We start from the raw sequence: 23,206 nt of genomic DNA on the forward strand, positions 1-23,206 counted from the left end.
TCTAGAGACCCGACTCTTGTAAATTTTCAAGGAGCAAAGAATGCTTATTCTAACTCGTCGAGTTGGTGAAACGCTTATGATAGGCGATGATGTAACCGTAACCGTTTTAGGGGTTAAGGGTAATCAGGTACGGATTGGCGTAAATGCACCCAAAGAAGTCTCTGTCCATCGCGAAGAGATCTATCAACGAATTCAGGCCGAGAAATCTCAGCCTACAGATAACTACTAAACGATATCCAATTATTAGCTAGTTATAATTCATTCGTAAGCGTCCACACTTTTGCCGGGTCTGGGCGCTTTTCTCTTTATAGGACTTTTTATTCCTTTCTTTGTTCCTACCTTTGCTCTTCCTGAGCTGTATTTATTATTACACTATCCGTTTATTCTGATTGACAGAATTGAAAGTCTTTTTACCGCTAATCATTCGATTCATAATTATTTGTCGGGTGAATAAAATTTTTTGTGTAATGAATAAAATACTTGAATGATTTTTCACCAGCGATATCATTATGTTTAGTTCTTTTTGGGGCTTTCTTGCTGATAAACGCATCAGTTTGTTTGTGAAGTGTTCAAACAGACGTGTATTCGTAAAAAGTTGAGAAAAATCGTTTGACTTCTTAGGCTGAGAAAGTAATATGTGCGCCACACAGAGACGAGATGTTCAGTAAGAACTTCTTCGAGTGGTTCTAAATATGGTGAGATGGCCGAGAGGCTGAAGGCGCTCCCCTGCTAAGGGAGTATGCGGTCAAAAGCTGCATCGAGGGTTCGAATCCCTCTCTCACCGCCATTTAGATTTGCACCCTTAGCTCAGCTGGATAGAGTACTCGGCTACGAACCGAGCGGTCGGAGGTTCGAATCCTCCAGGGTGCACCATCTTCTAACCCCATGATTAATGTATGGGGTTTTTATTTTGGTGCTAACAGTGAATTTTGGGCATCAAAAGAGTAAAGTAACAGTATTACCACGGCGCACCCTTAGCTCAGCTGGATAGAGTACTCGGCTACGAACCGAGCGGTCGGAGGTTCGAATCCTCCAGGGTGCACCATTTATTGCTTGCTTAAGCTATCGCTAAAGTGAGAAAAAAAGATAATGAGAGCACCCTTAGCTCAGCTGGATAGAGTACTCGGCTACGAACCGAGCGGTCGGAGGTTCGAATCCTCCAGGGTGCACCATCTTAGCTTATAAGCAGTCTGATTATCTTAAAAATTTTAGTACGATCCGCACCCTTAGCTCAGCTGGATAGAGTACTCGGCTACGAACCGAGCGGTCGGAGGTTCGAATCCTCCAGGGTGCACCATCTTTAAAGCCTCGCTATAAGCGAGGCTTTTTGCTTTCTACCTATTTATTAATTCTTAATATGTTACAGCTTTGTTTAGCACCAACTAATAACGCTAACATCATCTAATCAGCGACAATTTAGTGACTTTGCGATAAAGTAACTCCTATCTATTTATTAACCTTAATCACACGGGAGGTCACTTTTGATCCCGGACGTATCTAAAGCGCTTTCTTGGTTGGAAGCACATCCTAAAGTTTTATGCGGTATCCACCGTGGTATAGAGCGCGAAACCTTAAGAGTTACTCCTGAAGGTCATCTTGCATCTACAGAACACCCGATTGCATTAGGTAAGTCGTTAACCCATAAATGGATTACGACAGATTTTGCAGAGTCTCTATTAGAATTTATTACGCCTGTTGACGATAATATTTCAAACACACTGCATTTTTTAGGTGACTTACACCGTTATACTGCACGCCGTTTAGATAATGAACGTATGTGGCCAATGAGTATGCCTTGCTTTATTGAAGCTGAAGATAAAATTACTTTAGCTCAGTTTGGCACATCTAATGTGGGGCGTTTTAAAACGCTTTATCGTGAAGGGCTTAAAAATCGCTATGGTGCGTTAATGCAAACTATTTCAGGTGTGCATTACAACTTCTCTCTTCCTATCGAATTTTGGCAAGCTTGGGCGAATGTAAAGGATGAAGTTAGTGGTAAAGAAGCCATTTCTGATGGTTATTTACGTTTGATTCGTAATTACTATCGCTTTGGATGGATTATTCCATTTTTCTTTGGTGCTTCACCTGCAATTTGTGGTTCATTCTTAAAAGGGCGAGAAACTAATTTACCTTTTGAAAATACACCAAAAGGGGCGAAATACTTACCTTATGCAACTTCATTAAGATTAAGTGACCTTGGTTATACCAATAAGTCACAAAGTGATTTAGACATTACCTTTAATCATTTAGATACTTATGTAAAAGGGCTTAAAAAAGCTATTCATAAGCCTTCTGAAGAGTTTGCAAAATTAGGTACCAAAAAAGATGGCAAATATGTTCAGCTAAATACTAACGTACTGCAAATTGAAAATGAGCTATATGCTCCAATTCGTCCTAAACGTGTTGTAAAAGGCGATGAGTCACCTTCAGATGCATTATTGCGTGGTGGTATTGAATATATTGAAGTTCGCTCGTTAGATATCAATCCATTTACGGCTATTGGTGTTGATGAAACACAAATTCGCTTCTTAGATTTATTCTTAATTTGGTGTGTATTAGCGGATGCACCAGAAATGAGTGCATCTGAATTAGCGTGTTGTCGTTCAAATTGGAATAACGTTATTCTAGAAGGGCGTAAGCCTGGGCAAATTATTGGCATGGGATGTGGTGAAAGAAAAGAGCCGTTAGCCCAAGTTGGTAAATCACTATTTGCTGATTTACAGCGAGTTGCTAAAGTTCTTGATAGCTGCTCAGGAACAAAATATCTGGAAGTTTGCCTTAAGTTAGAGGAAATGTTCGATAATCCTGAATTAACCTTCTCAGGTAGACTATTAGAAAAAATAAAAGAACAAGGTATCGGCGGTTATGGTTTGTCATTGGCCGAACAGTATTACCAAGAATTGGTCAAAACACCTTACGAAACATTAACTGAAGATGCGTTTGATCATGAGAGAATTTCATCCATTAAACGTCAGGAAGATCTAGAAAAGAGTGATACCATTTCTTTTGATGAGTATTTGAAGATCCATGCTGGCCCAAATAACGAAGGTATGGCTTCCTGAACTTAGGATAGAAAAAAGCCACACTAAAATTTGTGTGGCTAAAAAAGATTCTATAGAGAAATAGGGATGATAACATTTTGCGCGTATTCATAACTAAGACAGAGTTGCTCGTAGAAAGTTTCATTTTCTCTTAAAAATATTTAAAAATTTTCTTCGGAGGTTTTTTATGCCTTTATTGGATAGTTTTACTGTTGATCATACACGTATGTCTGCACCCGCGGTACGTGTCGCTAAAACCATGAATACACCATCAGGTGATACTATTACAGTTTTTGACTTACGCTTTACTGTACCTAATAAAAAAGCTATGCCTGAGAAAGGAATTCATACCTTAGAACATTTATTCGCAGGTTTTATGCGTAATCACCTCAATGGTAATGGTGTCGAAATTATCGATATTTCGCCAATGGGATGCCGCACGGGTTTTTATATGAGCTTAATTGGTCAGCCAGAAGAACAACGTGTTGCTAATGCATGGAAAGCTGCAATGGAAGATGTTTTGAAAGTAAAAGATCAAAACCAAATTCCTGAACTAAATGTTTATCAGTGCGGTACTTATGCTATGCACTCATTAAACGAAGCACAAGACATTGCACGCGATATTTTATCTCATACCATTGGTATTAACCATAATGATGAGTTAGCGCTTCCTGAAGAGACACTGAAAGAGTTACATATCTAGTTAATCTTAATAGCCAAGCTTTAAAAGATAAAATACTGTAGGGGACAATAGATCAAGAAATTCGCATCCTGATTTATTGTCTCTTTATTTATTCGATCTCTCTTTTTATTGTTATTGCCTTTCTCATTGCATATCTCTGTTTCTTTTTTATTTTATTATCTTATTTTCCAATCTTCTTATATTCTTAGGTAATAATGGATTTAATTTATTTTTGCTACATGGAGTGCATTTTATTATGGAAAATCAACAGTTCTCATCCCCAAAACTCGTGTTAGAGTTTTTTGTTCGCGAGTTTTATTTTTTTGGTAAAAGTACAATACGTACTCAGTTACCAAAAGATGCATTTTTCTATATGGGATTATCTAAAGCACAGGAATATCGCTATTTTGAGTGCGTACATAAAAAGTATGTAAAACGCAGTACTGATAATTCTGAATTAATAATAAAGCCAGATACCTTACTCCTTTCATCACAAATAAATCCTGAATTATTAGCGAAAATTGACAAGCCAGAAACTAATACACTAATAAAAATAGCGGGAGATTATCTGTATAAAGAAGATGAACAATATCGTTGGTATGCACAAAAAAATGAAATTAAAACCAACAGTTATAGTGGTAAAAACACAGAACTGAAATATGAAAATATTCGTAGCTTAGCTCCGCATCATTTTAATATTGAAACAGTTGAGCCCAATGGCTCTATAATCACCAATTTTCCACGTAAAGCGCTTTCTCTAACGATTAATGAAGGTGAAACCGCTTGTTTTATCTGTCGTCGCGAAGAGTATGGTTATTCATATTCCAGTGAACCCGCACTTAATTTAGTTATGTGGGTTAAAAATCACGGTTTTTATTCTGATTATCAGTTAATTAAAAATAGTGTCCTGCATCAAGAGCAAGCAATAGCGCCTTTTTATATGTCGTCTGCTAGAGAATTTGATTTTCGTAAGAGTAAATTACGTTTTGAATTAGGTTAAATGAGAGAGAAAGATAAAAAATAAAGCACTTAAAAAAGTGCTTTATCAAAAGGACTAATGATGAGGGATGGCAAGATTACGTATCATCGCTTTTTTAATTATATTATCTTGCACTTCTAAGATCTCAAACTCATATTCATTAATTTGAATTTTATCGCCAACAACGGGTAAATCACCCAATTCTTCGCTAATAATACCATTAATAGTACGGGCCTCATCTTCTGGCAAATTCCAACCAAAAGCTTTGTTGATATCACGAATATTGGTTGTACCGTCGACTAAAAGAGAACCATCTTTTTGAGGTAATACTTCTTCAGCTAAAGAAGGCGACATGGAAGTTGTAAAATCACCCACAATTTCTTCAAGAATATCTTCAACGGTGACTAAGCCTTGAATTTCACCATATTCATCAACCACAATACCGGCTTTTTCATTGTTACGCTGGAAATTGACCAGTTGTAAATTAAGTGGTGTGCTTTCAGGGATAAAATAGACTTTATCCGCTGCTTTGATCAGAATTTGTTTAGTAAATTCTCTTTTCTCTGTCATTAAACGATACGCTTCTCGAACACGCAACATGCCAATCGCATCGTCTAAAGTATCTCGATATAACACAATCCGGCCATGAGGTGAGTGTGTTAATTGTCGGATTATTGATTTCCATTCATCGTTAACATCAATACCAAAAATTTCATTTCTTGGCACCATAATATCGCCAATTGTCACTTTTTCTAAATCAAGAATAGACAACAACATATTCTGATTTCGTTGTGAAAGCTTGGATTTAGATTCGTTAACAATGGTTCTTAACTCTTCTTTTGAAACTGCATTACCTTGTATTACAGGTGATTTTATTCCTAACAAGCGCATTAACATTAAACTAATTCTATTAAAAAACCAGACAACAGGTAACATTAGTTTTTGCAACGGTGAAAGAATAACACTGCTTGGATAAGCAATTCGTTCTGGATAAAGTGCTGCAACAGATTTTGGTAAAACTTCTGCAAAAATAAGGATAATAAAAGTTAATACCCCTGTCGCAATTGCAACCCCAGCATTGCCATATAATCGAATTCCGATAATAGTAGCAATGGCAGAAGCCAAAATATTAATAAGATTATTGCCAATAAGAACAAGACTAATAAGTCTGTCTGGGCGCAGCAATAATTTTTCTACGCGTTTTGCTGAACGATTTCCTTGCTTAGCGGCGTGACGAAGGCGATAACGATTTATTGTCATCATGCTCGTTTCAGTCGCAGAAAAATAAGCTGATGCGATAACCATACCTATAAGTATGATAATGAGCGTTGCTGTTGAAACATGCTCCAAAATTGAGGTCCTTTTGCTACCTTAAAATAAAAAATTAATTGATCATTAGCTCTTGTAATAAACGATTACCAAAAAAAGCTAAAGTCAGAATGATTGCACCAATAAGGTTAAAAATAATTACTTTCTTGCCTCTCCAACCTTCGCGGAAATGTCCCCAAAGCAAAATGATATAGACAAACCAAGCAATAATAGAAAAAATAGATTTATGAATATTCTCTTTACCAAAAATATTATCCATATATACCAAACCGGTACAGAGAGTTAATGTTAATAACACAACACCAACTTGTGTGATATGAAACATTTTACGCTCAATTGTCATTAATGGTGGCATTTGAGGTGAGAATTTTAGTTTTTTATTTTTTAGCTGGTAGTCGAGCCAGCTTAGTTGTAAAGCATATAATGCTGCAATTAACAAAGTCGCATAACTTAATAATGCAAGCCCGATATGAATAAAGAGTGCTGAACTACTTTCAAGATGGGTGACAAACTCACCCGGCATTAATGCGGCTAACACCAGATTAACTATGGCAAAACAGTAAACTATAGGCAGTAAATACCATGCTCTACCTCGAGATGCGACAATAGTCATGATAACGCAAACCATTAGGCTAACAATGGCGCCTAAATTGGTAAATGAGAGATTCTGTCCACTGTGTGGGCGGAAAATTAAAAATTTTAATGAAATAGCATGCGCAACAAGCGCAATGACCGCAAATAGAAGAGCTAATCCGCGGTATCCATTCTGCTCTTTTCGCAACAGACTGGGGAGAATTAGCACCAGACTGAGTAAATAAGCGCAGACAGCGACGATAGAGATTGATATAACGGGCATAGTTTCGCTTACATATAGGGTTTGAATAACTTCCTAGTATAGCGCTAGGTGCATACGGCTCCAACTATTGAAGTCATTAAATCTCTATGCAGAGATCTGCGAGCCATCGTGATATAATCGGCGGCATACATGACCGACAAGCCCAACTTTAACACTGAGCTAAGATAATGTTTGAGAATTTAAGTGACAGATTATCGCGCACATTGCGCAATATAAGCGGTCGGGGAAGACTGACTGAAGAGAACATTAAAGAGACATTGCGTGAAGTACGAATGGCTTTATTAGAAGCAGACGTCGCTTTACCTGTTGTCCGTGATTTTATTGCGCGAGTAAAAGAAAGCGCAGTAGGTCATGAGGTTAACAAAAGCCTGACCCCAGGTCAGGAGTTTGTCAAAATTGTTCAAAATGAACTCGTCAATGCGATGGGGGAGGTCAACACTGATTTAGATCTTTCAGCACAGCCGCCAGCGGTTGTGTTAATGGCGGGTCTTCAAGGTGCGGGTAAAACCACCAGTGTTGCTAAGCTAGGTAAATTCTTAAAAGAGAAAAAGAAGAAAAAAGTTCTGGTTGTTTCTGCTGACGTTTATCGTCCAGCGGCAATTAAACAGCTTGAAACTCTAGCTGAATCCGTTGGTATTGATTTCTTCCCATCAACCGTTGAAGAAAATCCAATTACTATCGCTAGCAATGCATTAAAACATGCTCAATTGCAGTTTTATGATGTATTACTGGTGGATACTGCGGGTCGTCTACACGTAGATGAATCCATGATGGAGGAGATTCAAAACCTTCATAAAGCCATTAACCCAGTAGAAACGCTTTTTGTTGTTGATGCCATGACAGGGCAAGATGCAGCAAATACCGCAAAAGCATTTAATGAAGCGTTGCCATTAACTGGTGTGGTTTTAACCAAGGTTGATGGTGATGCGCGTGGTGGTGCTGCGTTATCTATTCGCCATATCACCGGTAAGCCAATTAAATTTCTTGGTGTTGGGGAAAAAACAGAAGCGTTAGAGCCTTTCCATCCGGATCGTGTGGCATCACGTATCTTAGGAATGGGCGACGTTCTCTCCCTAATCGAGGATATTGAGAGCAAAGTTGACCGAGCTCAGGCTGAAAAACTCGCCACTAAACTGAAAAAAGGCGATGGTTTTGACTTAAATGATTTCTTAGATCAGTTAAAACAAATGCGTAACATGGGCGGCATGGCAAGTATGCTGAGCAAAATGCCGGGTATGTCGCAGGTTCCTGATGCTGTGAAATCACAAATGGATGACTCTGTTTTAGTGAAAATGGAAGCAATTATAAACTCCATGACACGAAAAGAGCGCCAAAAACCAGAAATCATCAAAGGTTCTCGAAAACGTCGTATTGCGACGGGGTCAGGAACGCAAGTGCAAGACGTTAACCGCTTATTAAAGCAGTTTGACGATATGCAACGTATGATGAAAAAAATGAAGAAAGGCGGTATGGCTAAGATGATGCGTGGCATGAAAGGTATGATGCCACCGGGCTTCCCTGGCCGCTAAAACCAAAAAGACTGAAAAAAAGTACGCTTTGGATTGCTTTTTTCGCCAAAGTGAGTAAACTTTTCGGGCTTTTTATATGACAACCGGACTCCATTCCTCGATGGCGTCTGGTTGTTTTATTAACTAATGAGGATGTTATGGTAACAATTCGTTTAGCTCGTGGCGGCGCAAAAAAGCGTCCGTTCTACCAAGTAATCGTGACCGATAGCCGCAACGCGCGTGATGGTCGTTTCATTGAACGTTTAGGTTTTTATAACCCACTGGCAACTGGTCAAGCAGAAACACTGCGTTTAGATGTTGACCGTGTTGAACATTGGGTAGGTCTGGGTGCAACTGTTTCAGAACGTGTTGCTGGCCTGATCAAATCAGCGAAGAAAAGCGCTTAATCTGTCGCGGTGGTAACAATGAGCGAACAAATAACCTTAAAAGAGCCCGCAGAACCTATTGTGATGGGTAAGTTGGGCTCACCTTACGGGATCCGTGGTTGGCTCAGAGTTTTTTCTTCCACCGAACATGCCGAAAACATTTTTGAATATCAACCGTGGTTTATTCAGCGACATGGACAATGGGAAACCATTGAAATAGAAGCTTGGAAACACCACAACCAAGATATTATCGTCAAACTGAAAGGTGTTGACGACAGAGATGCTGCAAACATTCTGACTAATTTTGAAATTGTCGTGAATGCTTCACAACTACCAGAGCTTGACGGTGAATATTACTGGAAAGATCTGATGGGTTGTCAGGTTGAAACTGACAAGGGCTATGATCTTGGTGTCGTCAGCGACATGATGGAAACAGGCTCGAATGATGTCATGGTTATTAAAGCAAATTTGAAAGATGCATTCGGTATTGGGGAACGGTTAGTTCCGTTTCTTGATGGGCAGGTTATCAAGAAAGTCGATCTCTCAGCGAGAAAAATTATCGTTGATTGGGATCCTGGTTTTTAGATTATCCGGTTAACGGTTCTCAATAGTGGGACACTAAAATGTGGATTGGGGTAATTAGCCTATTTCCAGAAATGTTCCGCTCTATAACCGAGTACGGGGTGACTGGTCGGGCAGTTAAGCATGGTCTGCTCAGTGTGGAGTGTTGGAGTCCTAGAGATTTCACATATGACAGACACCATACCGTTGATGATCGTCCTTATGGCGGTGGTCCAGGTATGTTGATGATGGTGCAACCTTTAAGGGAAGCGATTCATCAGGCTAAAGCTGCGGCAGGTGATGGAGCAAAGGTGATTTATTTATCACCTCAGGGACGCAAACTCGATCAACAAGGTGTTTGCGAGCTGGCAACGAATGAGAAGTTAATTCTGGTTTGTGGTCGGTATGAAGGTATAGATGAACGTGTCATACAGACTGAAATCGATGAAGAGTGGTCTGTGGGTGATTACGTACTAAGTGGTGGGGAATTACCTGCCATGATAATGATAGATGCAGTTGCACGCTTTGTTCCGGGGGTTCTCGGACATGCAGACTCCGCTCAAGAGGACTCTTTTGCGCAGGGATTACTGGATCATCCTCACTATACTCGCCCAGAGGTTTTAGATGGTATGGAAGTGCCCGCAGTTTTGCTGTCAGGCAACCATGCTCATATTAATCGCTGGCGTTTGAAACAATCATTAGGCCGAACCTGGCTAAGAAGACCTGAGCTTCTGGAAAGCCTAGCTCTGACTGACGAGCAAAGAGTGCTGTTAGCTGAGTTCAAAAATGAACATCAGCAGAGAACAGCAGAGTAAGTCTGACAAAAAATGTCATTAATATCAGTTTACCTAGGGTAAGAGAGTTATTATGAGCAATATCATTAAACAAATCGAACAAGAACAGATGAAGCAAGATGTTCCTTCATTCCGTCCTGGTGACACTTTAGAAGTTAAAGTATGGGTTGTTGAAGGTTCTAAAAAACGTCTGCAGGCATTCGAGGGCGTGGTTATCGCTATTCGTAACCGCGGTCTGCACTCTGCATTCACTGTTCGTAAAATTTCTAATGGCGAAGGTGTTGAGCGTGTATTCCAAACTCACTCCCCAGTCGTAGACACCATCACAGTTAAGCGTCGTGGTGCGGTTCGTAAAGCTAAACTGTACTACCTGCGTGAGCGTTCTGGTAAGGCTGCACGTATTAAAGAGCGTCTTAACGCTAAATAATACGCTTTCGCACATCCGAGAGTTAACGTTAAAGGCCAGCTTATTGCTGGCCTTTTTATTTAAACTGATTAGTGTTTTTTCTTTTTTCTTTTTTCTTTTTTCTTTTTTCTTTTTTCTTTTTTCTCTTTTTACTTCTTATGTTTTATTTTAATCCTCTATTTTTATTTTATCTTATTCTTTATTTTATGAATTAGATGTAAATTTTTATTTACATTATTGCGGTTTTTTATAATGATACTCACGATAACTTGAAATCTATTTAAATTTATAAACTGATGAATTAAATGAAAAAATATTCATATATTATTTTAATGTAATTATATATTTACACTGTTGTGTTTTTTTATTAAAAATGGATTGAATTCTTTACATTGCGTGTTATCTTATCTTTCAGACAGAAAAAATCACAATGACAGCGATAAAGATAAAAAGGTAAAGACTATGATCATGCAAAAAGATGCACTCAATAATGTAAATATCAGTGAAGAACTGATTTTAATTACTCCAGAAGAGTTAAAACAAAAATATCCATTGAGTCGCAATGATCTGCATGTTATTGCAAATTCACGACAAACCATCTCTCAAATTGTCCAACGTCAAGATCCTCGTTTACTCGTGGTATGTGGTCCATGTTCTATTCATGACGTTGATGTGGCACTTGATTACGCTAAGCGTCTAAAAGTACTGGCGTCTGAATTGAGTGATAGTCTGTACATTGTGATGCGAGTCTACTTTGAAAAACCTCGTACAACTGTGGGTTGGAAAGGACTAATTAGCGATCCATTTATGGATGGCAGTTTTGAAATGGAAAAAGGGCTTCATATTGCACGCAAATTATTAACTGAGTTAGTGCAGCTAGGCCTACCTTTGGCAACTGAAGCATTAGATCCTAATAATCCTCAATACTTAGGTGATCTATTTAGTTGGTCCGCAATTGGCGCAAGAACAACAGAATCACAAACGCATCGTGAAATGGCATCTGGGCTTTCTATGCCCGTTGGATTTAAAAATGGTACCGATGGTAATTTAGATACCGCAATTAATGCAATGAAAGCCGCATCGATGCCACATCGTTTTATGGGAATTAATCAATCAGGGCAGGTTTGTTTATTACAGACACAAGGTAATCCCGATGGGCATGTTATTTTGCGTGGTGGAAAAACACCAAATTATCATGCTGAAGATGTAGAACAATGTGAAGCTCATATGCTTAAAGCAGGTTTAAAACCATCATTAATGATTGATTGTAGTCATGGCAATTCAAGTAAAGATTTTCGTCGCCAATCTACCGTAGTCGATTCTGTGATCGAGCAAATCCTTAATGGAAACCAATCAATTACAGGTATTATGCTTGAGAGTCATATAAATGAAGGGAATCAGTCATCAGAGCAACCTCGTAGTGAAATGAAATACGGTGTTTCCGTGACCGATGCATGTATTAGTTGGGAAACAACCGAATCTGTGTTAAGAAATCTACATCAGCAAATTTCACCTATTTTAGCTGAACGTGAAGCATTATTAAAAAAAGTCGGTTAATAAGCGTAATTAGAAAGGAGGCAAGCATCGATGGCAGAAGAACTACAAGGTTTGCGTGAGCAAATTGATCAGGTGGATAAATCATTACTTTCTTTATTAGCAAAAAGAATGCAATTAGTTGCAGCAGTAGGTGAAGTTAAAAATCGTCATGGTTTACCTATATATGCGCCTGATAGAGAAGCTGCTATGCTTGCTTCTCGTCGCGAAGATGCTCAAAAAATAGGGATTTCTCCTGATTTAATTGAAGATGTATTGCGTCGAGTTATGCGAGAATCTTATACCAAAGAAAACGATAAAGGGTTTAAAACACTTAATCCTCAGTTGGGGGATATCGTCATTATTGGTGGTAATGGGAAAATGGGTAAATTATTTTCTCGTTTATTTACTCTTTCTGGTTATCAAGTTAAAAGCTTGGAAGCGGATGAATGGAACACAAAATCACCCGCTATTTTTGCTAATGCTGGCATGGTCATTGTGAGTGTACCTATTCATTTAACTGTTGATGTTATTGCTCAATTACCTCCATTGCCTGAAAACTGTTTATTGGTGGATTTAGCGTCAATTAAAAAAGCACCTCTCGATGCAATGTTAAAAGCGCATAAAGGGCCTGTATTGGGATTGCATCCTATGTTTGGGCCGGATGTTCCGAGTTTAGCAAAGCAAGTAGTTGCCTATTGCGAAGGTCGAGACCATCAAGCATTTGAATGGTTGCTAGAGCAGCTAATGGTTTGGGGGGCAAAAATAGAAGCGATAATGCCAGAAGAACATGATAAAAATATGAGTTTTATCCAGGCGCTCCGACACTTTACAACATTTGCCTATGGTCAGCATTTAGCGAAAGAAAACGTTGATTTAGCCAGTTTATTAAGGCTTTCATCACCGATTTATCGATTAGAATTAGCGATGATAGGGCGGTTATTTGCGCAAGACCCGCAACTTTATGCGGATATTATTTTATCATCGCAAGAAAATATTGAGTTAATTCGCCGATATCACCAGTCACTAGGACAAGCGATAGAGCTACTAGACCTAAATGCTAAGGATGAATTTATTCATTCATTTAATAATGTCAGTAATTGGTTTGGTGACTATGCATCACAATTTATGAAAGAGAGTGGTGTGTTATTACAGAAAGCAAATGATAGTCGTATATAATCAGAATATGAATTAAATGAAAATCCCAATGTTGATATCTCACATTGGGATTTTTTCATTTAAAAATGATTATTCTTCAATTCATCATCATAAGGGGGCCAAACACAGCGAATTGATTCGATTATTTGTGGAATATTCAATAACATCCTATTATTCGTCATAGTGGTATGAGAATAACAGGATATAGAAAATGTATGGCTGCTAAATAGTATTAATGTTATTAAAATAAAATGTTTATCATTTTAATATCCTATATTGCTAAAGGATTAATAGTCTTTTAAGTCTGGGTAATGACTTGTAATTTAAAATAATTAATTATCTTTATAGTTGTTATCTCCATAATATGTTTCGGTGAAATGATCTAATAGTTCTTCTGTTATTATTAAATTAATTTATTTTTCAATGGATTGCTGTTTTTAAATAGTATAAGTACTGATGTTCATTTTACTAAAAATAGGGTTTATTTTTAGTGGTGAGATGAAGATACATAGGTTTAAATAAAGCCAGGTATTCTTATCTTTATTAACATTATGATTCTACTTATTTTGTAAAATATATTGATGGATTGATTAGTGTAATAAATATCTAACATTTTCCTTTGTTATTGAAATGTTATTAATGCGTTTAATTAAATATGCATAAATGTTCATGTTTGTCTCTGAACATAAATTATTTGTTGATGAGATCTTAAATTTGAATAAAAAAGATAGGGTTATATTAAAACTATAACAGTGATCAAAAAATAGAATATAACAGTTGCGTAAATTAAAATTTATAAGCAACGATTTTACCAAGAATACTCAATATTCAATTGTATTATTTTATATTTTATATTCCGCAGTATTATTCAAGGGGTAAACTATGGATTTTATAATACAACTAGCCATTATATTAGTGTGTTTATTTTATGGGGCAAGGAAAGGAGGAATTGCATTAGGGTTGTTAGGTGGTGTTGGTTTAGTTATTTTAGTCTTTATTTTCCACTTACCGCCCGGTAAGCCGCCTGTCGATGTAATGCTGGTTATTATTGCTGTTGTTTCTGCATCAGCAACGTTACAAGCATCTGGTGGTTTAGATGTTATGTTGCAAATAGCGGAAAAGCTATTACGTAAAAATCCTAAGTATATTTCAATTGTTGCGCCTTTTGTTACTTGTACGCTAACAATTTTATGTGGTACGGGGCATGTTGTTTATACGATATTACCAATTATTTATGATGTTTCAATTAAGAATAATATTCGACCTGAGAGGCCTATGGCGGCTAGTACTATTGGTGCTCAAATGGGAATTATTGCCAGCCCAGTTTCTGTTGCCGTCGTGACATTAGTTGCAATGCTAGGTAATGTTACTTTTAATGGTAAGCACCTTGAATTTCTAGATCTATTAGCAATTACTATTCCTTCGACCTTTATTGGTATTTTAGCAATAGGTATCTTTAGCTGGTTTAGAGGAAAGGATTTAGATAAAGACCAACGTTTCCAAGAATTTATTTCAGTACCTGAAAACCATGATTATGTTTATGGTGATACAGCTACATTATTAGATAAAAAGCTTCCTATGAAAAACTGGGTAGCAATGTGGATATTTTTAGGTGCGATAGCCATAGTGGCGATATTAGGTGCATTCTCTGAAATACGGCCTGAATTTAATGGTAAACCATTATCAATGGTACTCGTTATTCAGATGTTTATGTTATTAGCCGGCGCAGCTATTATTATTATTTGTAAAACAAATCCTTCTTTAATTTCTAAAAATGAAGTTTTCCGCTCAGGAATGATAGCTATTGTTGCAGTTTATGGTATTGCTTGGATGGCAGAAACCATGTTCGCGGCGCATATGAAAGAAATAGAAGCAGCATTAGGGCAATTAGTAAGAGAATATCCTTGGGCCTATGCGGTCGTCTTATTATTAGTCTCTAAGTTTGTTAACTCACAAGCTGCTGCATTAGCTGCAGTTGTACCCTTAGCCTTAGGTATTGGTATCGACCCTGCATATATAGTTGCCTCTGCGCCAGCTTGTTATGGTTATTATATTCTTCCTACGTATCCTAGTGATTTAGCAGCAATACAATTTGACCGCTCTGGTACGACAAAAATAGGGCGATTTGTGATTAACCATAGCTTTATTTTACCTGGTTTAATCGGGGTAACGGTTTCTTGTATCTTTGGCTGGGTATTTGCTGCACTTTATGGTTTTTTATAATTAGCCATAAAGTAGAAATAAAAAATAGAAGAAACAGAAGAAATAAAAAGCCAGATAGCAAAAAACTATCTGGCTTATTTTCATTTATTAGTAAGATTATTTTACTTCAACAGGAACAACATTCTCTGAAGGGTAACAACCTAATATTTTTAATGAGCGGGTTGTTAAAGACAAATCATGTAATGCTTTTTGCATATTTATATCGCGTAAGTTTGCCTGAACATCAATATAAAACATCTCTTCCCAAGGCGTGCCATTAATTGGGCGTGATTCTAATTTTGTCATAATAATATCGTATTGTTTTAAAATCATTAATGCATCAACTAGAGCACCAGCTTGTTGTCCTGTTGCCATTAAGAAGGTTGTTTTTGCAGGAACTTGTTCTGATACATCAATTGCTTTACGCGCAATAACAATAAAGCGAGTGACGTTGATTTGTTGATTGGCCAAATTGTTCGCTAGAGGCTGTAAACCATAAAGTGAACCACCAGCTTCGCTGCCTATTGCCGCTACATGTGGCGATTGTGCCAGTGTTACTTTTTCCATTGCTGCGGCAGTGCTTTCACAATACTCAATTTTCCAATTTGGATATTGATTTAAATAATGGCTGCATTGTTGAAAAGGTTGAGGGTGACTATAAATAGTATGCAGTTCTTCTGCTGTTGTATTTACCGCAGTTAATAAACAGTGATTAATAGGAATACGGATTTCACCGACAATAGAAAGCGATGTAGTTTGCAATAAATCGTAAACATCATTTATTGCACCAGAACTCGTATTTTCTATTGGTAATAAGCCATAGTCAGCTTGACCTGTATCGACGAGTGTAAAAATATCTTCAAATTTATGGCACGCACAATCTTCAATGCTATCAAAATGGCGAGCTGAGTATTGACGAGCTGCAATATGGGAATATGAACCTTTAGGACCCAAATAAGCAATTCTTGCAGATTCATTAGGCGTGCAATTAAGGTGCTGTTGTAAGATGGCTTGTTGTGTTAAAACAGAATCTTCAATAATCATTTGGAAAATACGACTAATATAAAAACCGTCTAATCCAACTTTTTTACCTTTATCTATCAGCAAATCGAGTAATTCACGCTCACGATTTTTATCTCTAATAGGGCGATGTGTATTCAATTTAAATTGCGCGACATCAGCAGATAATTGACGTCGTTTTGCTAACAGTGTCAGTAATTCGGCATCAAGCGTTGTAATTTTATCTCTGATTGCCAATAAATCGAGTTTTTCCATATTAAGCCCTATACCTTTGCATCTTATCGTCAATAAATAAAAAAGCCTCCGTGGAGGAGGCTCTTGTCGTTCTTATTTTTCTTTCTGGAATGACAACGCCTCTTAATAAAAGAGTAAAAAGAAAAAGAAGAATGGCAAAAAGGATTTATTGAACATTATTTAAGTTGATTTTCTTGGTTAATAAAGTTTTTTAACATCTTGCTATCAGACATGATGATGTAGAGAGTGTCAAGAAAAAAGCAATAAAAAGCGCATCACGAGGATGCGCAGAGGCAAATGAGTCAGTGAATTATTCTAGTTTTTAACTTCAGTTTACTATTTAAATTTCGTCAACAAGTAAATTTTCTTCTTTCAAGCTATTATCTGCTCGGCGAGCTTCATTTTTATGTTGAACTTTATTTAATTGACGACCCAATTTTGCTAACAGGTCGTTGATCGCGGTATACATATCAGAGTGTTGGGCATTCGCAATTAATTGTCCATTTGGTATATGAATGCTGGCATCAACACTAAAGCCTTTCGGATCTTTGGTCAGAATGATATGAGGATTGATTAAATTCACCTGCCATTTATTAAGTTTAGTTAGACGGCTTTCAATGTGTTCACGTAGTGCTGGGGTAATCTCCATTTGCTTACTAGTAATATTTATAATCATATAGTTACCTCTTTATTACTCCGCCTTCGATGACTTCAGAATATCGCGATATACAATTAAAAACATGATCAAAATCACTTTTTGTTAGAAAGGTGTGTAAGTCGTAATAGAAACGTGACAAATGATAAATAGCTGAAAAAGAGCGCTTGTTATGTTGGCTTTCTTCGGTCATATTAAGAAGGTTGGGCTGATGAAAAGTAAGAGACTTATTAGTAAAAACACAGTAATAAACTAGACGAAAGAATAAAAAAACAGCAGCGATAGGCTGCTGTTTTTAATTGAAAAGAAATAACTAAGCTGGATTAGCTGCAATCAAAGCAGAAACTTTATCTGCTTCTTGAGTTAATCCTAATTCTTTATAAGCATTTTCCATATACTTAAGCGCATCACGAGTGGCTTGTGTATCAGGATAATTACGCATCATTTGTTCAACTCTATTAATAACCGCGACATAAGCCCCTCGTTTAGTATAGAATTTCGCAACAGACAGCTCATACTTTGCTAAACGGTTTTTAAGAAAGACAAGGCGTTTAGTTGCATCAGCAGTATAAAGGCTATCAGGATAGTAACGAACGAGTTGGCTGAAGTCTTTGAATGCAACTATCGCATGCTGAGGATCACGGTCAGAACGGTCGATACCAAAGAATCCTTGTAATGCGCTATCATCTAATGCTTGTGCTGTAAGCCCGCGCATATAAAGAACATAGTCAATATTTGGATGGGTTGGATTTAACCGCATAAAACGGTCGATAGCAGAAATCGCCATTGGTAATTCTGCTGATTTATAATAAGCATAAATCAAATCGAGCTGGACTTGTTGTGAGTAGGGGCCAAAAGGATAGCGATTATCGAGAGACTCTAATTGTTTGATAGCCGCTCCATAATTGCCATCTAGCAATTTTTCCTGACTGGTTGCATAAAGCTCAGAAGGAGACATATCCGCAGTCGCGTCTTTGTCTGAACTGGAACAGCCAGAAAGTAACAGGCTTACAGTGGCTGCTGCCACTAGGTATTTAATGCGTCTCATCACGTATTGATTATCCTCTGAATAGGTTTGGGGTGTCTGCGCGTGAAGCTCCCCTAAAATCGGTTACACTATAACTCATTTTAAATGAAACGGCTGTGCCGTCAAAACACTAACTTAATTAATAGAAAACTATTTATGTCTCAACAAATACGACTTAATGCTACAGTCGCAGATTCACAGCTTGGTCAACGCTTAGATCAGGCTTTGGCGGAATTGTTCCCTGATTATTCAAGATCTCGTATAAAAGAGTGGATCTTAGACAATAGAGTGCAGGTTAACGATAAAATCATCAATAAGCCAAAAGAAAAAATGCTTGGCGGTGAAAAAGTTGAAGTCGATGCCTTAATTGAAGAGGAAGCCCGCTGGGAGCCTCAGAATATTCCGTTAAATATCGTTTATGAAGATGACGATATTTTGGTTATCAATAAGCCAAGAGATCTTGTTGTTCACCCAGGAGCAGGTAATCCTGATGGTACAGTGCTAAATGCATTACTTTATCGCTACCCAGAGATTATTAATGTTCCTCGTGCGGGTATTGTCCATCGTTTAGACAAAGATACAACAGGTTTAATGGTTGTTGCGAAAACAGTACCTGCTCAAACGCATTTAGTTGAAGCATTACAGCGTCGTGAAATTACTCGTGAATATGAAGCTGTTGCAACAGGAAGAATGACAGCGGGTGGATTAGTTAATGAGCCAATTTCGCGTCATCCAACTAAACGCACACATATGGCGGTTCATCCAATGGGTAAACCTGCGATAACACATTATCGCGTTATGGAGCATTTTCGTGCTTCTACCCGTTTGCGTTTGCGTTTAGAAACTGGCCGTACTCACCAAATTCGTGTGCATATGGCTCATATTCATCATGCATTAATTGGTGATCAGCTATATGGTGGTAGACCTCGCCCACTGAAAGGGGCGTCAGAAGAGTTTCGTGAAACCTTACGTCTATTTGATAGACAAGCTTTACATGCAACGATGCTACGTCTTTATCACCCTATTTCAGGTATTGAGATGGAATGGCATGCGCCATTGCCTGATGATATGGTTAATCTGATAAATGTATTGAAAGACGATGCTGAGCAATTTAAAGATGAAATGGATTGGTAAATGACTTCATTAATTTTTCCTGATTGGCCACAGCCTGACAATGTCGGTGCATGTAGTACCTTGAGAGACGGCGGGATTAGTTTGCCGCCTTATAATAGTCTCAATCTTGGCACTCATGTAGGGGATAACATTCAATCTGTCGAGCAAAATAGACGATTGCTTTGTGAAGACGCTCAGCTCCCTGAAATGCCTTTATGGCTTCAGCAGGTACATGGCACTCATGTTGTAACATTGAGTTCACAGGAAAATAAGGAAGTTGAAGGTGATGCCCTTTATACCTCCACAGAAAAGAAAGTCTGCGCCATTATGACCGCTGACTGTCTACCTGTACTTTTTACGACAATAGATGGAAGTGAGATAGGTGCCGCTCATGGTGGGTGGCGAGGGCTTTGCCAAGGCGTTTTACAAAATACATTATCCCAATTTAAAGCACCTAAGCATCAAATAATGGCATGGTTAGGTCCAGCTATTGGACCAACGGCTTTTGAGGTTGGTGTAGAGGTTCGCCAAGCTTTTCTTGAACAAAATCGTTTATTTGAATCTGCATTTATTTCCCACAATGGTAAATATTTAGCTAATATCTATATGTTAGCGAGAATAATTTTACGGGAAAATGGAATTACTCAGATTTATGGTGGTGATTTTTGTACTGTTACGGATGAGTCGCGTTTTTTCTCTTATAGACGAGAACAGACTACAGGACGTATGGCATCATTAATCTGGATTAAATAAACTCCCCCAACGTTTTTCCCGCTTATCTTAAATATTGATAAATATTTTAGCTCAAAAATTTCTATTTTGAGCTTGAATATTGTCAATATGACCTCATCTATTCTCCAGCGACAAATTTTAATTTGAATTTTACTTGGAGGTGTTATGCGTCTGGATAAATTAACCAATAAATTCCAGCAAGCTCTCGCAGACGCCCAGTCATTGGCACTTGGGAACGATAATCAATTTATAGAACCCATACATTTACTGAGTGCGTTATTTAATCAACAAGGTGGATCAATTCGCCCATTATTAACATCAGCAGGTGTTAATGCATCACAATTTAGTGAACGAGTTAATGAAGCCCTAACACGATTACCTAAAGTCGAAGGCGCTGGTGGCGAGGTTCATCCCTCAAATGATTTAATTAAGCATCTTAACTTGTGCGATAAATTGGCACAGAAAAAAGGTGATGAATTTATTTCGTCAGAGCTCTTTCTTTTGGCTGCGATAGAAATTGGTGGTCAAGTTGCTGACATGCTAAAAGCAGCAGGAACAAACAAAGCAAGCCTTGAGATAGCCATTGAAAAAATACGTGGTGGAGAAACAGTGAAAGATCAAAATGCAGAAGACCAACGTCAGGCATTGAAAAAATATACTGTGGATTTAACAGAAAGAGCAGAACAAGGCAAGCTCGATCCTGTGATTGGTCGTGATGAAGAAATAAGAAGAACCATTCAGGTTTTACAACGCCGTACTAAAAACAACCCTGTGCTTATTGGTGAGCCAGGTGTCGGTAAAACCGCTATTGTTGAAGGTTTAGCTCAACGAATTGTCAATGGCGAAGTACCAGAGGGTTTAAAAAATAAACGTGTACTTTCATTGGATATGGGCTCGTTATTAGCGGGTGCAAAATATCGTGGTGAATTTGAAGAACGTTTAAAAGCAGTCTTAAACGATTTATCTAAACAGGAAGGCAGCGTTATTCTGTTTATTGATGAGTTGCACACTATGGTGGGTGCGGGTAAAGCCGAAGGTGCTATGGATGCAGGTAATATGTTGAAACCTGCATTAGCTCGAGGTGAATTACATTGCGTGGGTGCAACAACTCTTGATGAGTATCGTCAATATATAGAAAAAGATGCAGCATTAGAGCGTCGTTTCCAAAAAGTATATGTTGCCGAACCAACAGTAGAAGACACAATTGCTATTTTACGTGGCCTGAAAGAGCGTTATGAATTACATCATCACGTACAAATTACAGATCCAGCAATTGTTGCGGCTGCAACGTTATCACATCGCTATATTTCTGACCGTATGTTGCCAGATAAAGCGATAGACTTAATTGATGAGGCGGGTGCAAGTCTGCGTATGCAAATGGATTCAAAACCAGAGGCATTAGATAGACTTGATCGACGCATAATTCAGCTGAAACTTGAACAGCAAGCACTGCAAAAAGAGTCTGATGACGCAAGTAAAAAGCGTTTAGAAATGCTTAATGAAGAATTGGCTGAAAAAGAGAAAGAGTATTCTGCATTAGATGAAGAGTGGAAAGCTGAAAAAGCAGAGCTTACTGGCACTCAACATATTAAATCAGAATTAGAGCAGGCTCGTATCTCATTGGAACAGGCGCGGCGTAGTGGTGATTTGGCAAAAATGTCAGAGATCCAATATGGTCAAATTCCTGTACTAGAAAAACAGCTTGCAGAAGCCAACAAAGCTGAAGACAAGCATATGAAACTGTTACGCAATAAAGTAACAGATGCAGAAATTGCAGAGATTTTAGCACGTTGGACAGGTATTCCTGTTTCTCGAATGTTAGAAGGTGAGCGCGATAAGTTATTGCGTATGGAACAAGAACTACATAGACGCGTTATTGGACAATCGGAAGCTGTAGAGGCGGTATCTAATGCGATTCGTCGTAGCCGTGCTGGGTTATCTGATCCAAATCGTCCTATTGGTTCCTTCTTATTCTTAGGGCCAACAGGTGTTGGTAAAACCGAGCTATGTAAAGCGTTAGCAAACTTTTTATTTGATAGCGATGATGCAATGGTACGTATCGACATGTCCGAGTTTATGGAAAAACACTCAGTGTCTCGTTTAGTGGGTGCACCTCCAGGATATGTAGGCTATGAAGAAGGGGGATATCTAACAGAAGCTGTTCGTCGACGCCCTTATTCAGTCATCTTATTAGATGAGGTTGAGAAAGCGCACCCTGATGTATTCAATATCTTATTACAAGTATTGGATGATGGTCGTTTAACTGATGGACAAGGCAGAACTGTTGATTTTCGTAATACGGTTGTGATTATGACATCCAACTTAGGTTCTGATTTAATTCAGGAACAATTTGGTACGCTTAATTATCCTGAGATGAAAGGAATGGTCATGGATGTTGTTGGCCATCATTTTAGACCTGAATTTATTAACCGTATTGATGAAGTCGTGGTATTCCATCCATTAGGAAAAGAGAATATTGCCGCTATTGCTCAGATACAGTTGCGTCGTTTATATCAGCGTTTAGAAGAACGTGGATATCATGTCACTATTACTGGTGCTGCGTTAGAAAAACTGAGTGAAGTTGGATTCGATCCAATCTATGGTGCGCGTCCATTAAAACGTGCTATTCAGCAAGAAGTGGAAAATCCATTAGCGCAGGATATTTTGTCAGGCAAATTATTACCAGGTAAAGAAGTTATCTTAGATTTGGATAATGATAAGATAATTGCTAAACAGTAATTGAAATTCTCTTTCTATTACTAAATAGAGTAAAAGTGACAACATAAAGTAAAAAGAGGCTTATATAAGCCTCTTTTTTTATATTTATAAATCTATTGAGGATATTTTAAATGAAAGCAAAAAGAATATTGATAGGGTTGAAGGTTTTCTAATCAAAAAATGTCTGTTACATATACTAAAACACGGCCTTTGATTATAAATTATCCACTTGGTGAGTTTTTTTAAAATAATACTTGTCAGGTTCAGAAAAC

Annotated in this window: 20 protein-coding genes, 5 tRNA genes and 1 other annotated feature; of the genes, 20 read left to right on the top strand and 5 right to left on the bottom strand. The window is 37.9% G+C overall.

The genetic code is table 11. The features are described from left to right. Window positions 1-40: 40 nt before the first annotated feature. From csrA to M997_RS06240, 9 genes are all read left to right on the top strand, one after another. The gene (gene csrA, locus M997_RS06200) at window positions 41-229 is read left to right on the top strand and encodes a carbon storage regulator CsrA (protein ID WP_064719243.1); all 189 of its coding nucleotides are present in this window, start codon (window positions 41-43) and stop codon (window positions 227-229) included. A gap of 465 nt (window positions 230-694) precedes the next feature. Continuing rightward, window positions 695-787, top strand: a tRNA-Ser gene (locus tag M997_RS06205). A 9-nt stretch (window positions 788-796) separates the two neighbouring features. Next, a tRNA-Arg gene (locus M997_RS06210) sits at window positions 797-873 on the top strand. A 95-nt stretch (window positions 874-968) separates the two neighbouring features. Then, a tRNA-Arg gene (locus M997_RS06215) sits at window positions 969-1,045 on the top strand. A gap of 50 nt (window positions 1,046-1,095) precedes the next feature. Then, a tRNA-Arg gene (locus M997_RS06220) sits at window positions 1,096-1,172 on the top strand. A gap of 48 nt (window positions 1,173-1,220) precedes the next feature. Beyond that, window positions 1,221-1,297 (top strand) — tRNA-Arg (locus M997_RS06225). A 184-nt stretch (window positions 1,298-1,481) separates the two neighbouring features. Continuing rightward, window positions 1,482-3,062 carry a glutamate--cysteine ligase gene (gene gshA, locus M997_RS06230; RefSeq protein WP_064719244.1) on the top strand — a complete coding sequence of 527 codons (1,581 nt, stop codon included), beginning with the start codon at window positions 1,482-1,484 and terminating at the stop codon, window positions 3,060-3,062. Between the two features lie 166 nt (window positions 3,063-3,228). Continuing rightward, on the top strand, window positions 3,229-3,744 hold the full coding sequence (luxS, locus tag M997_RS06235; RefSeq protein WP_064719245.1) for an S-ribosylhomocysteine lyase: 516 nt from the start codon (window positions 3,229-3,231) through the stop codon (window positions 3,742-3,744). A 235-nt stretch (window positions 3,745-3,979) separates the two neighbouring features. Then, complete coding sequence (locus M997_RS06240) at window positions 3,980-4,723, top strand: hypothetical protein (RefSeq protein WP_064719246.1); 744 nt, start codon at window positions 3,980-3,982, stop codon at window positions 4,721-4,723. Window positions 4,724-4,777: 54 nt separating this feature from the next. On the opposite strand, the gene M997_RS06245 is transcribed toward M997_RS06240, so the two are convergent. Further along, a complete protein-coding gene (locus tag M997_RS06245) occupies window positions 4,778-6,052 on the bottom strand; it encodes a CNNM domain-containing protein (protein WP_064719247.1) in 1,275 nt (424 codons plus the stop codon). Window positions 6,053-6,086: 34 nt separating this feature from the next. Then, entirely contained in the window at window positions 6,087-6,887 is an 801-nt protein-coding gene (locus M997_RS06250) for a cytochrome C assembly family protein (protein WP_064719248.1), read from the bottom strand. Window positions 6,888-7,054: 167 nt separating this feature from the next. Between M997_RS06250 and ffh the strand changes: the two genes are divergently transcribed. The 8 genes from ffh (at window position 7,055) to M997_RS06290 (ending at window position 15,456) form a co-directional block, all read left to right on the top strand. Continuing rightward, window positions 7,055-8,416 (top strand): signal recognition particle protein, encoded by a 1,362-nt coding sequence (gene ffh, locus M997_RS06255; protein ID WP_064719249.1) that lies wholly within the window; start codon window positions 7,055-7,057, stop codon window positions 8,414-8,416. Between the two features lie 137 nt (window positions 8,417-8,553). After that, complete coding sequence (rpsP, locus tag M997_RS06260; protein WP_064719250.1) at window positions 8,554-8,802, top strand: 30S ribosomal protein S16; 249 nt, start codon at window positions 8,554-8,556, stop codon at window positions 8,800-8,802. 18 nt (window positions 8,803-8,820) lie between these two features. Then, window positions 8,821-9,366 (top strand): ribosome maturation factor RimM, encoded by a 546-nt coding sequence (rimM, locus tag M997_RS06265; protein WP_064719251.1) that lies wholly within the window; start codon window positions 8,821-8,823, stop codon window positions 9,364-9,366. Window positions 9,367-9,404: 38 nt separating this feature from the next. After that, on the top strand, window positions 9,405-10,157 hold the full coding sequence (gene trmD / locus M997_RS06270) for a tRNA (guanosine(37)-N1)-methyltransferase TrmD (protein ID WP_064719252.1): 753 nt from the start codon (window positions 9,405-9,407) through the stop codon (window positions 10,155-10,157). 52 nt (window positions 10,158-10,209) lie between these two features. Beyond that, window positions 10,210-10,563 carry a 50S ribosomal protein L19 gene (rplS, locus tag M997_RS06275; RefSeq protein WP_064719253.1) on the top strand — a complete coding sequence of 118 codons (354 nt, stop codon included), beginning with the start codon at window positions 10,210-10,212 and terminating at the stop codon, window positions 10,561-10,563. A 441-nt stretch (window positions 10,564-11,004) separates the two neighbouring features. Beyond that, window positions 11,005-12,099, top strand: coding sequence for a 3-deoxy-7-phosphoheptulonate synthase (locus tag M997_RS06280; RefSeq protein WP_064719254.1), 1,095 nt, complete (start codon window positions 11,005-11,007; stop codon window positions 12,097-12,099). Window positions 12,100-12,129: 30 nt separating this feature from the next. Further along, entirely contained in the window at window positions 12,130-13,254 is a 1,125-nt protein-coding gene (tyrA, locus tag M997_RS06285; RefSeq protein WP_064719255.1) for a bifunctional chorismate mutase/prephenate dehydrogenase, read from the top strand. An 861-nt stretch (window positions 13,255-14,115) separates the two neighbouring features. Next, entirely contained in the window at window positions 14,116-15,456 is a 1,341-nt protein-coding gene (locus M997_RS06290; protein WP_064719256.1) for an anaerobic C4-dicarboxylate transporter, read from the top strand. A gap of 96 nt (window positions 15,457-15,552) precedes the next feature. On the opposite strand, the gene pheA is transcribed toward M997_RS06290, so the two are convergent. From pheA to bamD, 3 genes are all read right to left on the bottom strand, one after another. Continuing rightward, window positions 15,553-16,710 (bottom strand): bifunctional chorismate mutase/prephenate dehydratase, encoded by a 1,158-nt coding sequence (pheA, locus tag M997_RS06295; protein WP_064719257.1) that lies wholly within the window; start codon window positions 16,708-16,710, stop codon window positions 15,553-15,555. Window positions 16,711-16,745: 35 nt separating this feature from the next. After that, window positions 16,746-16,861: a sequence feature (Phe leader region), on the bottom strand. A 168-nt stretch (window positions 16,862-17,029) separates the two neighbouring features. Next, window positions 17,030-17,365 carry a ribosome-associated translation inhibitor RaiA gene (gene raiA / locus M997_RS06300; RefSeq protein WP_064719258.1) on the bottom strand — a complete coding sequence of 112 codons (336 nt, stop codon included), beginning with the start codon at window positions 17,363-17,365 and terminating at the stop codon, window positions 17,030-17,032. Window positions 17,366-17,657: 292 nt separating this feature from the next. Then, complete coding sequence (bamD, locus tag M997_RS06305) at window positions 17,658-18,392, bottom strand: outer membrane protein assembly factor BamD (RefSeq protein ID WP_064719259.1); 735 nt, start codon at window positions 18,390-18,392, stop codon at window positions 17,658-17,660. Between the two features lie 135 nt (window positions 18,393-18,527). On the opposite strand from bamD, the gene rluD reads away from it, so the two are divergent. From rluD to clpB, 3 genes are all read left to right on the top strand, one after another. Further along, window positions 18,528-19,505 carry a 23S rRNA pseudouridine(1911/1915/1917) synthase RluD gene (gene rluD, locus M997_RS06310; RefSeq protein WP_064719260.1) on the top strand — a complete coding sequence of 326 codons (978 nt, stop codon included), beginning with the start codon at window positions 18,528-18,530 and terminating at the stop codon, window positions 19,503-19,505. After that, window positions 19,506-20,237, top strand: coding sequence for a purine nucleoside phosphorylase YfiH (yfiH, locus tag M997_RS06315; RefSeq protein ID WP_064719261.1), 732 nt, complete (start codon window positions 19,506-19,508; stop codon window positions 20,235-20,237). It begins immediately after the preceding gene. Between the two features lie 144 nt (window positions 20,238-20,381). Beyond that, on the top strand, window positions 20,382-22,955 hold the full coding sequence (gene clpB, locus M997_RS06320) for an ATP-dependent chaperone ClpB (protein WP_064719262.1): 2,574 nt from the start codon (window positions 20,382-20,384) through the stop codon (window positions 22,953-22,955). Window positions 22,956-23,206: the final 251 nt, after the last annotated feature.

The organism is Proteus hauseri ATCC 700826 (assembly GCF_001654965.1).
GTDB lineage: Bacteria > Pseudomonadota > Gammaproteobacteria > Enterobacterales > Enterobacteriaceae > Proteus > Proteus hauseri.

What these genes read in the sequence shown, in the direction of transcription:
- csrA (WP_064719243.1), top strand. Translation starts at nt 41, where the DNA reads ATGCTTATTCTAACTCGTCGAGTTGGTGAAACGCTTATGATAGGCGAT.
- luxS (WP_064719245.1), top strand. Translation starts at nt 3,229, where the DNA reads ATGCCTTTATTGGATAGTTTTACTGTTGATCATACACGTATGTCTGCA.
- M997_RS06240 (WP_064719246.1), top strand. Translation starts at nt 3,980, where the DNA reads ATGGAAAATCAACAGTTCTCATCCCCAAAACTCGTGTTAGAGTTTTTT.
- M997_RS06250 (WP_064719248.1), bottom strand. Translation starts at nt 6,887, where the DNA reads ATGCCCGTTATATCAATCTCTATCGTCGCTGTCTGCGCTTATTTACTC.
- ffh (WP_064719249.1), top strand. Translation starts at nt 7,055, where the DNA reads ATGTTTGAGAATTTAAGTGACAGATTATCGCGCACATTGCGCAATATA.
- rpsP (WP_064719250.1), top strand. Translation starts at nt 8,554, where the DNA reads ATGGTAACAATTCGTTTAGCTCGTGGCGGCGCAAAAAAGCGTCCGTTC.
- rimM (WP_064719251.1), top strand. Translation starts at nt 8,821, where the DNA reads ATGAGCGAACAAATAACCTTAAAAGAGCCCGCAGAACCTATTGTGATG.
- trmD (WP_064719252.1), top strand. Translation starts at nt 9,405, where the DNA reads ATGTGGATTGGGGTAATTAGCCTATTTCCAGAAATGTTCCGCTCTATA.
- rplS (WP_064719253.1), top strand. Translation starts at nt 10,210, where the DNA reads ATGAGCAATATCATTAAACAAATCGAACAAGAACAGATGAAGCAAGAT.
- M997_RS06280 (WP_064719254.1), top strand. Translation starts at nt 11,005, where the DNA reads ATGATCATGCAAAAAGATGCACTCAATAATGTAAATATCAGTGAAGAA.
- tyrA (WP_064719255.1), top strand. Translation starts at nt 12,130, where the DNA reads ATGGCAGAAGAACTACAAGGTTTGCGTGAGCAAATTGATCAGGTGGAT.
- M997_RS06290 (WP_064719256.1), top strand. Translation starts at nt 14,116, where the DNA reads ATGGATTTTATAATACAACTAGCCATTATATTAGTGTGTTTATTTTAT.
- pheA (WP_064719257.1), bottom strand. Translation starts at nt 16,710, where the DNA reads ATGGAAAAACTCGATTTATTGGCAATCAGAGATAAAATTACAACGCTT.
- raiA (WP_064719258.1), bottom strand. Translation starts at nt 17,365, where the DNA reads ATGATTATAAATATTACTAGTAAGCAAATGGAGATTACCCCAGCACTA.
- bamD (WP_064719259.1), bottom strand. Translation starts at nt 18,392, where the DNA reads ATGAGACGCATTAAATACCTAGTGGCAGCAGCCACTGTAAGCCTGTTA.
- rluD (WP_064719260.1), top strand. Translation starts at nt 18,528, where the DNA reads ATGTCTCAACAAATACGACTTAATGCTACAGTCGCAGATTCACAGCTT.
- yfiH (WP_064719261.1), top strand. Translation starts at nt 19,506, where the DNA reads ATGACTTCATTAATTTTTCCTGATTGGCCACAGCCTGACAATGTCGGT.
- clpB (WP_064719262.1), top strand. Translation starts at nt 20,382, where the DNA reads ATGCGTCTGGATAAATTAACCAATAAATTCCAGCAAGCTCTCGCAGAC.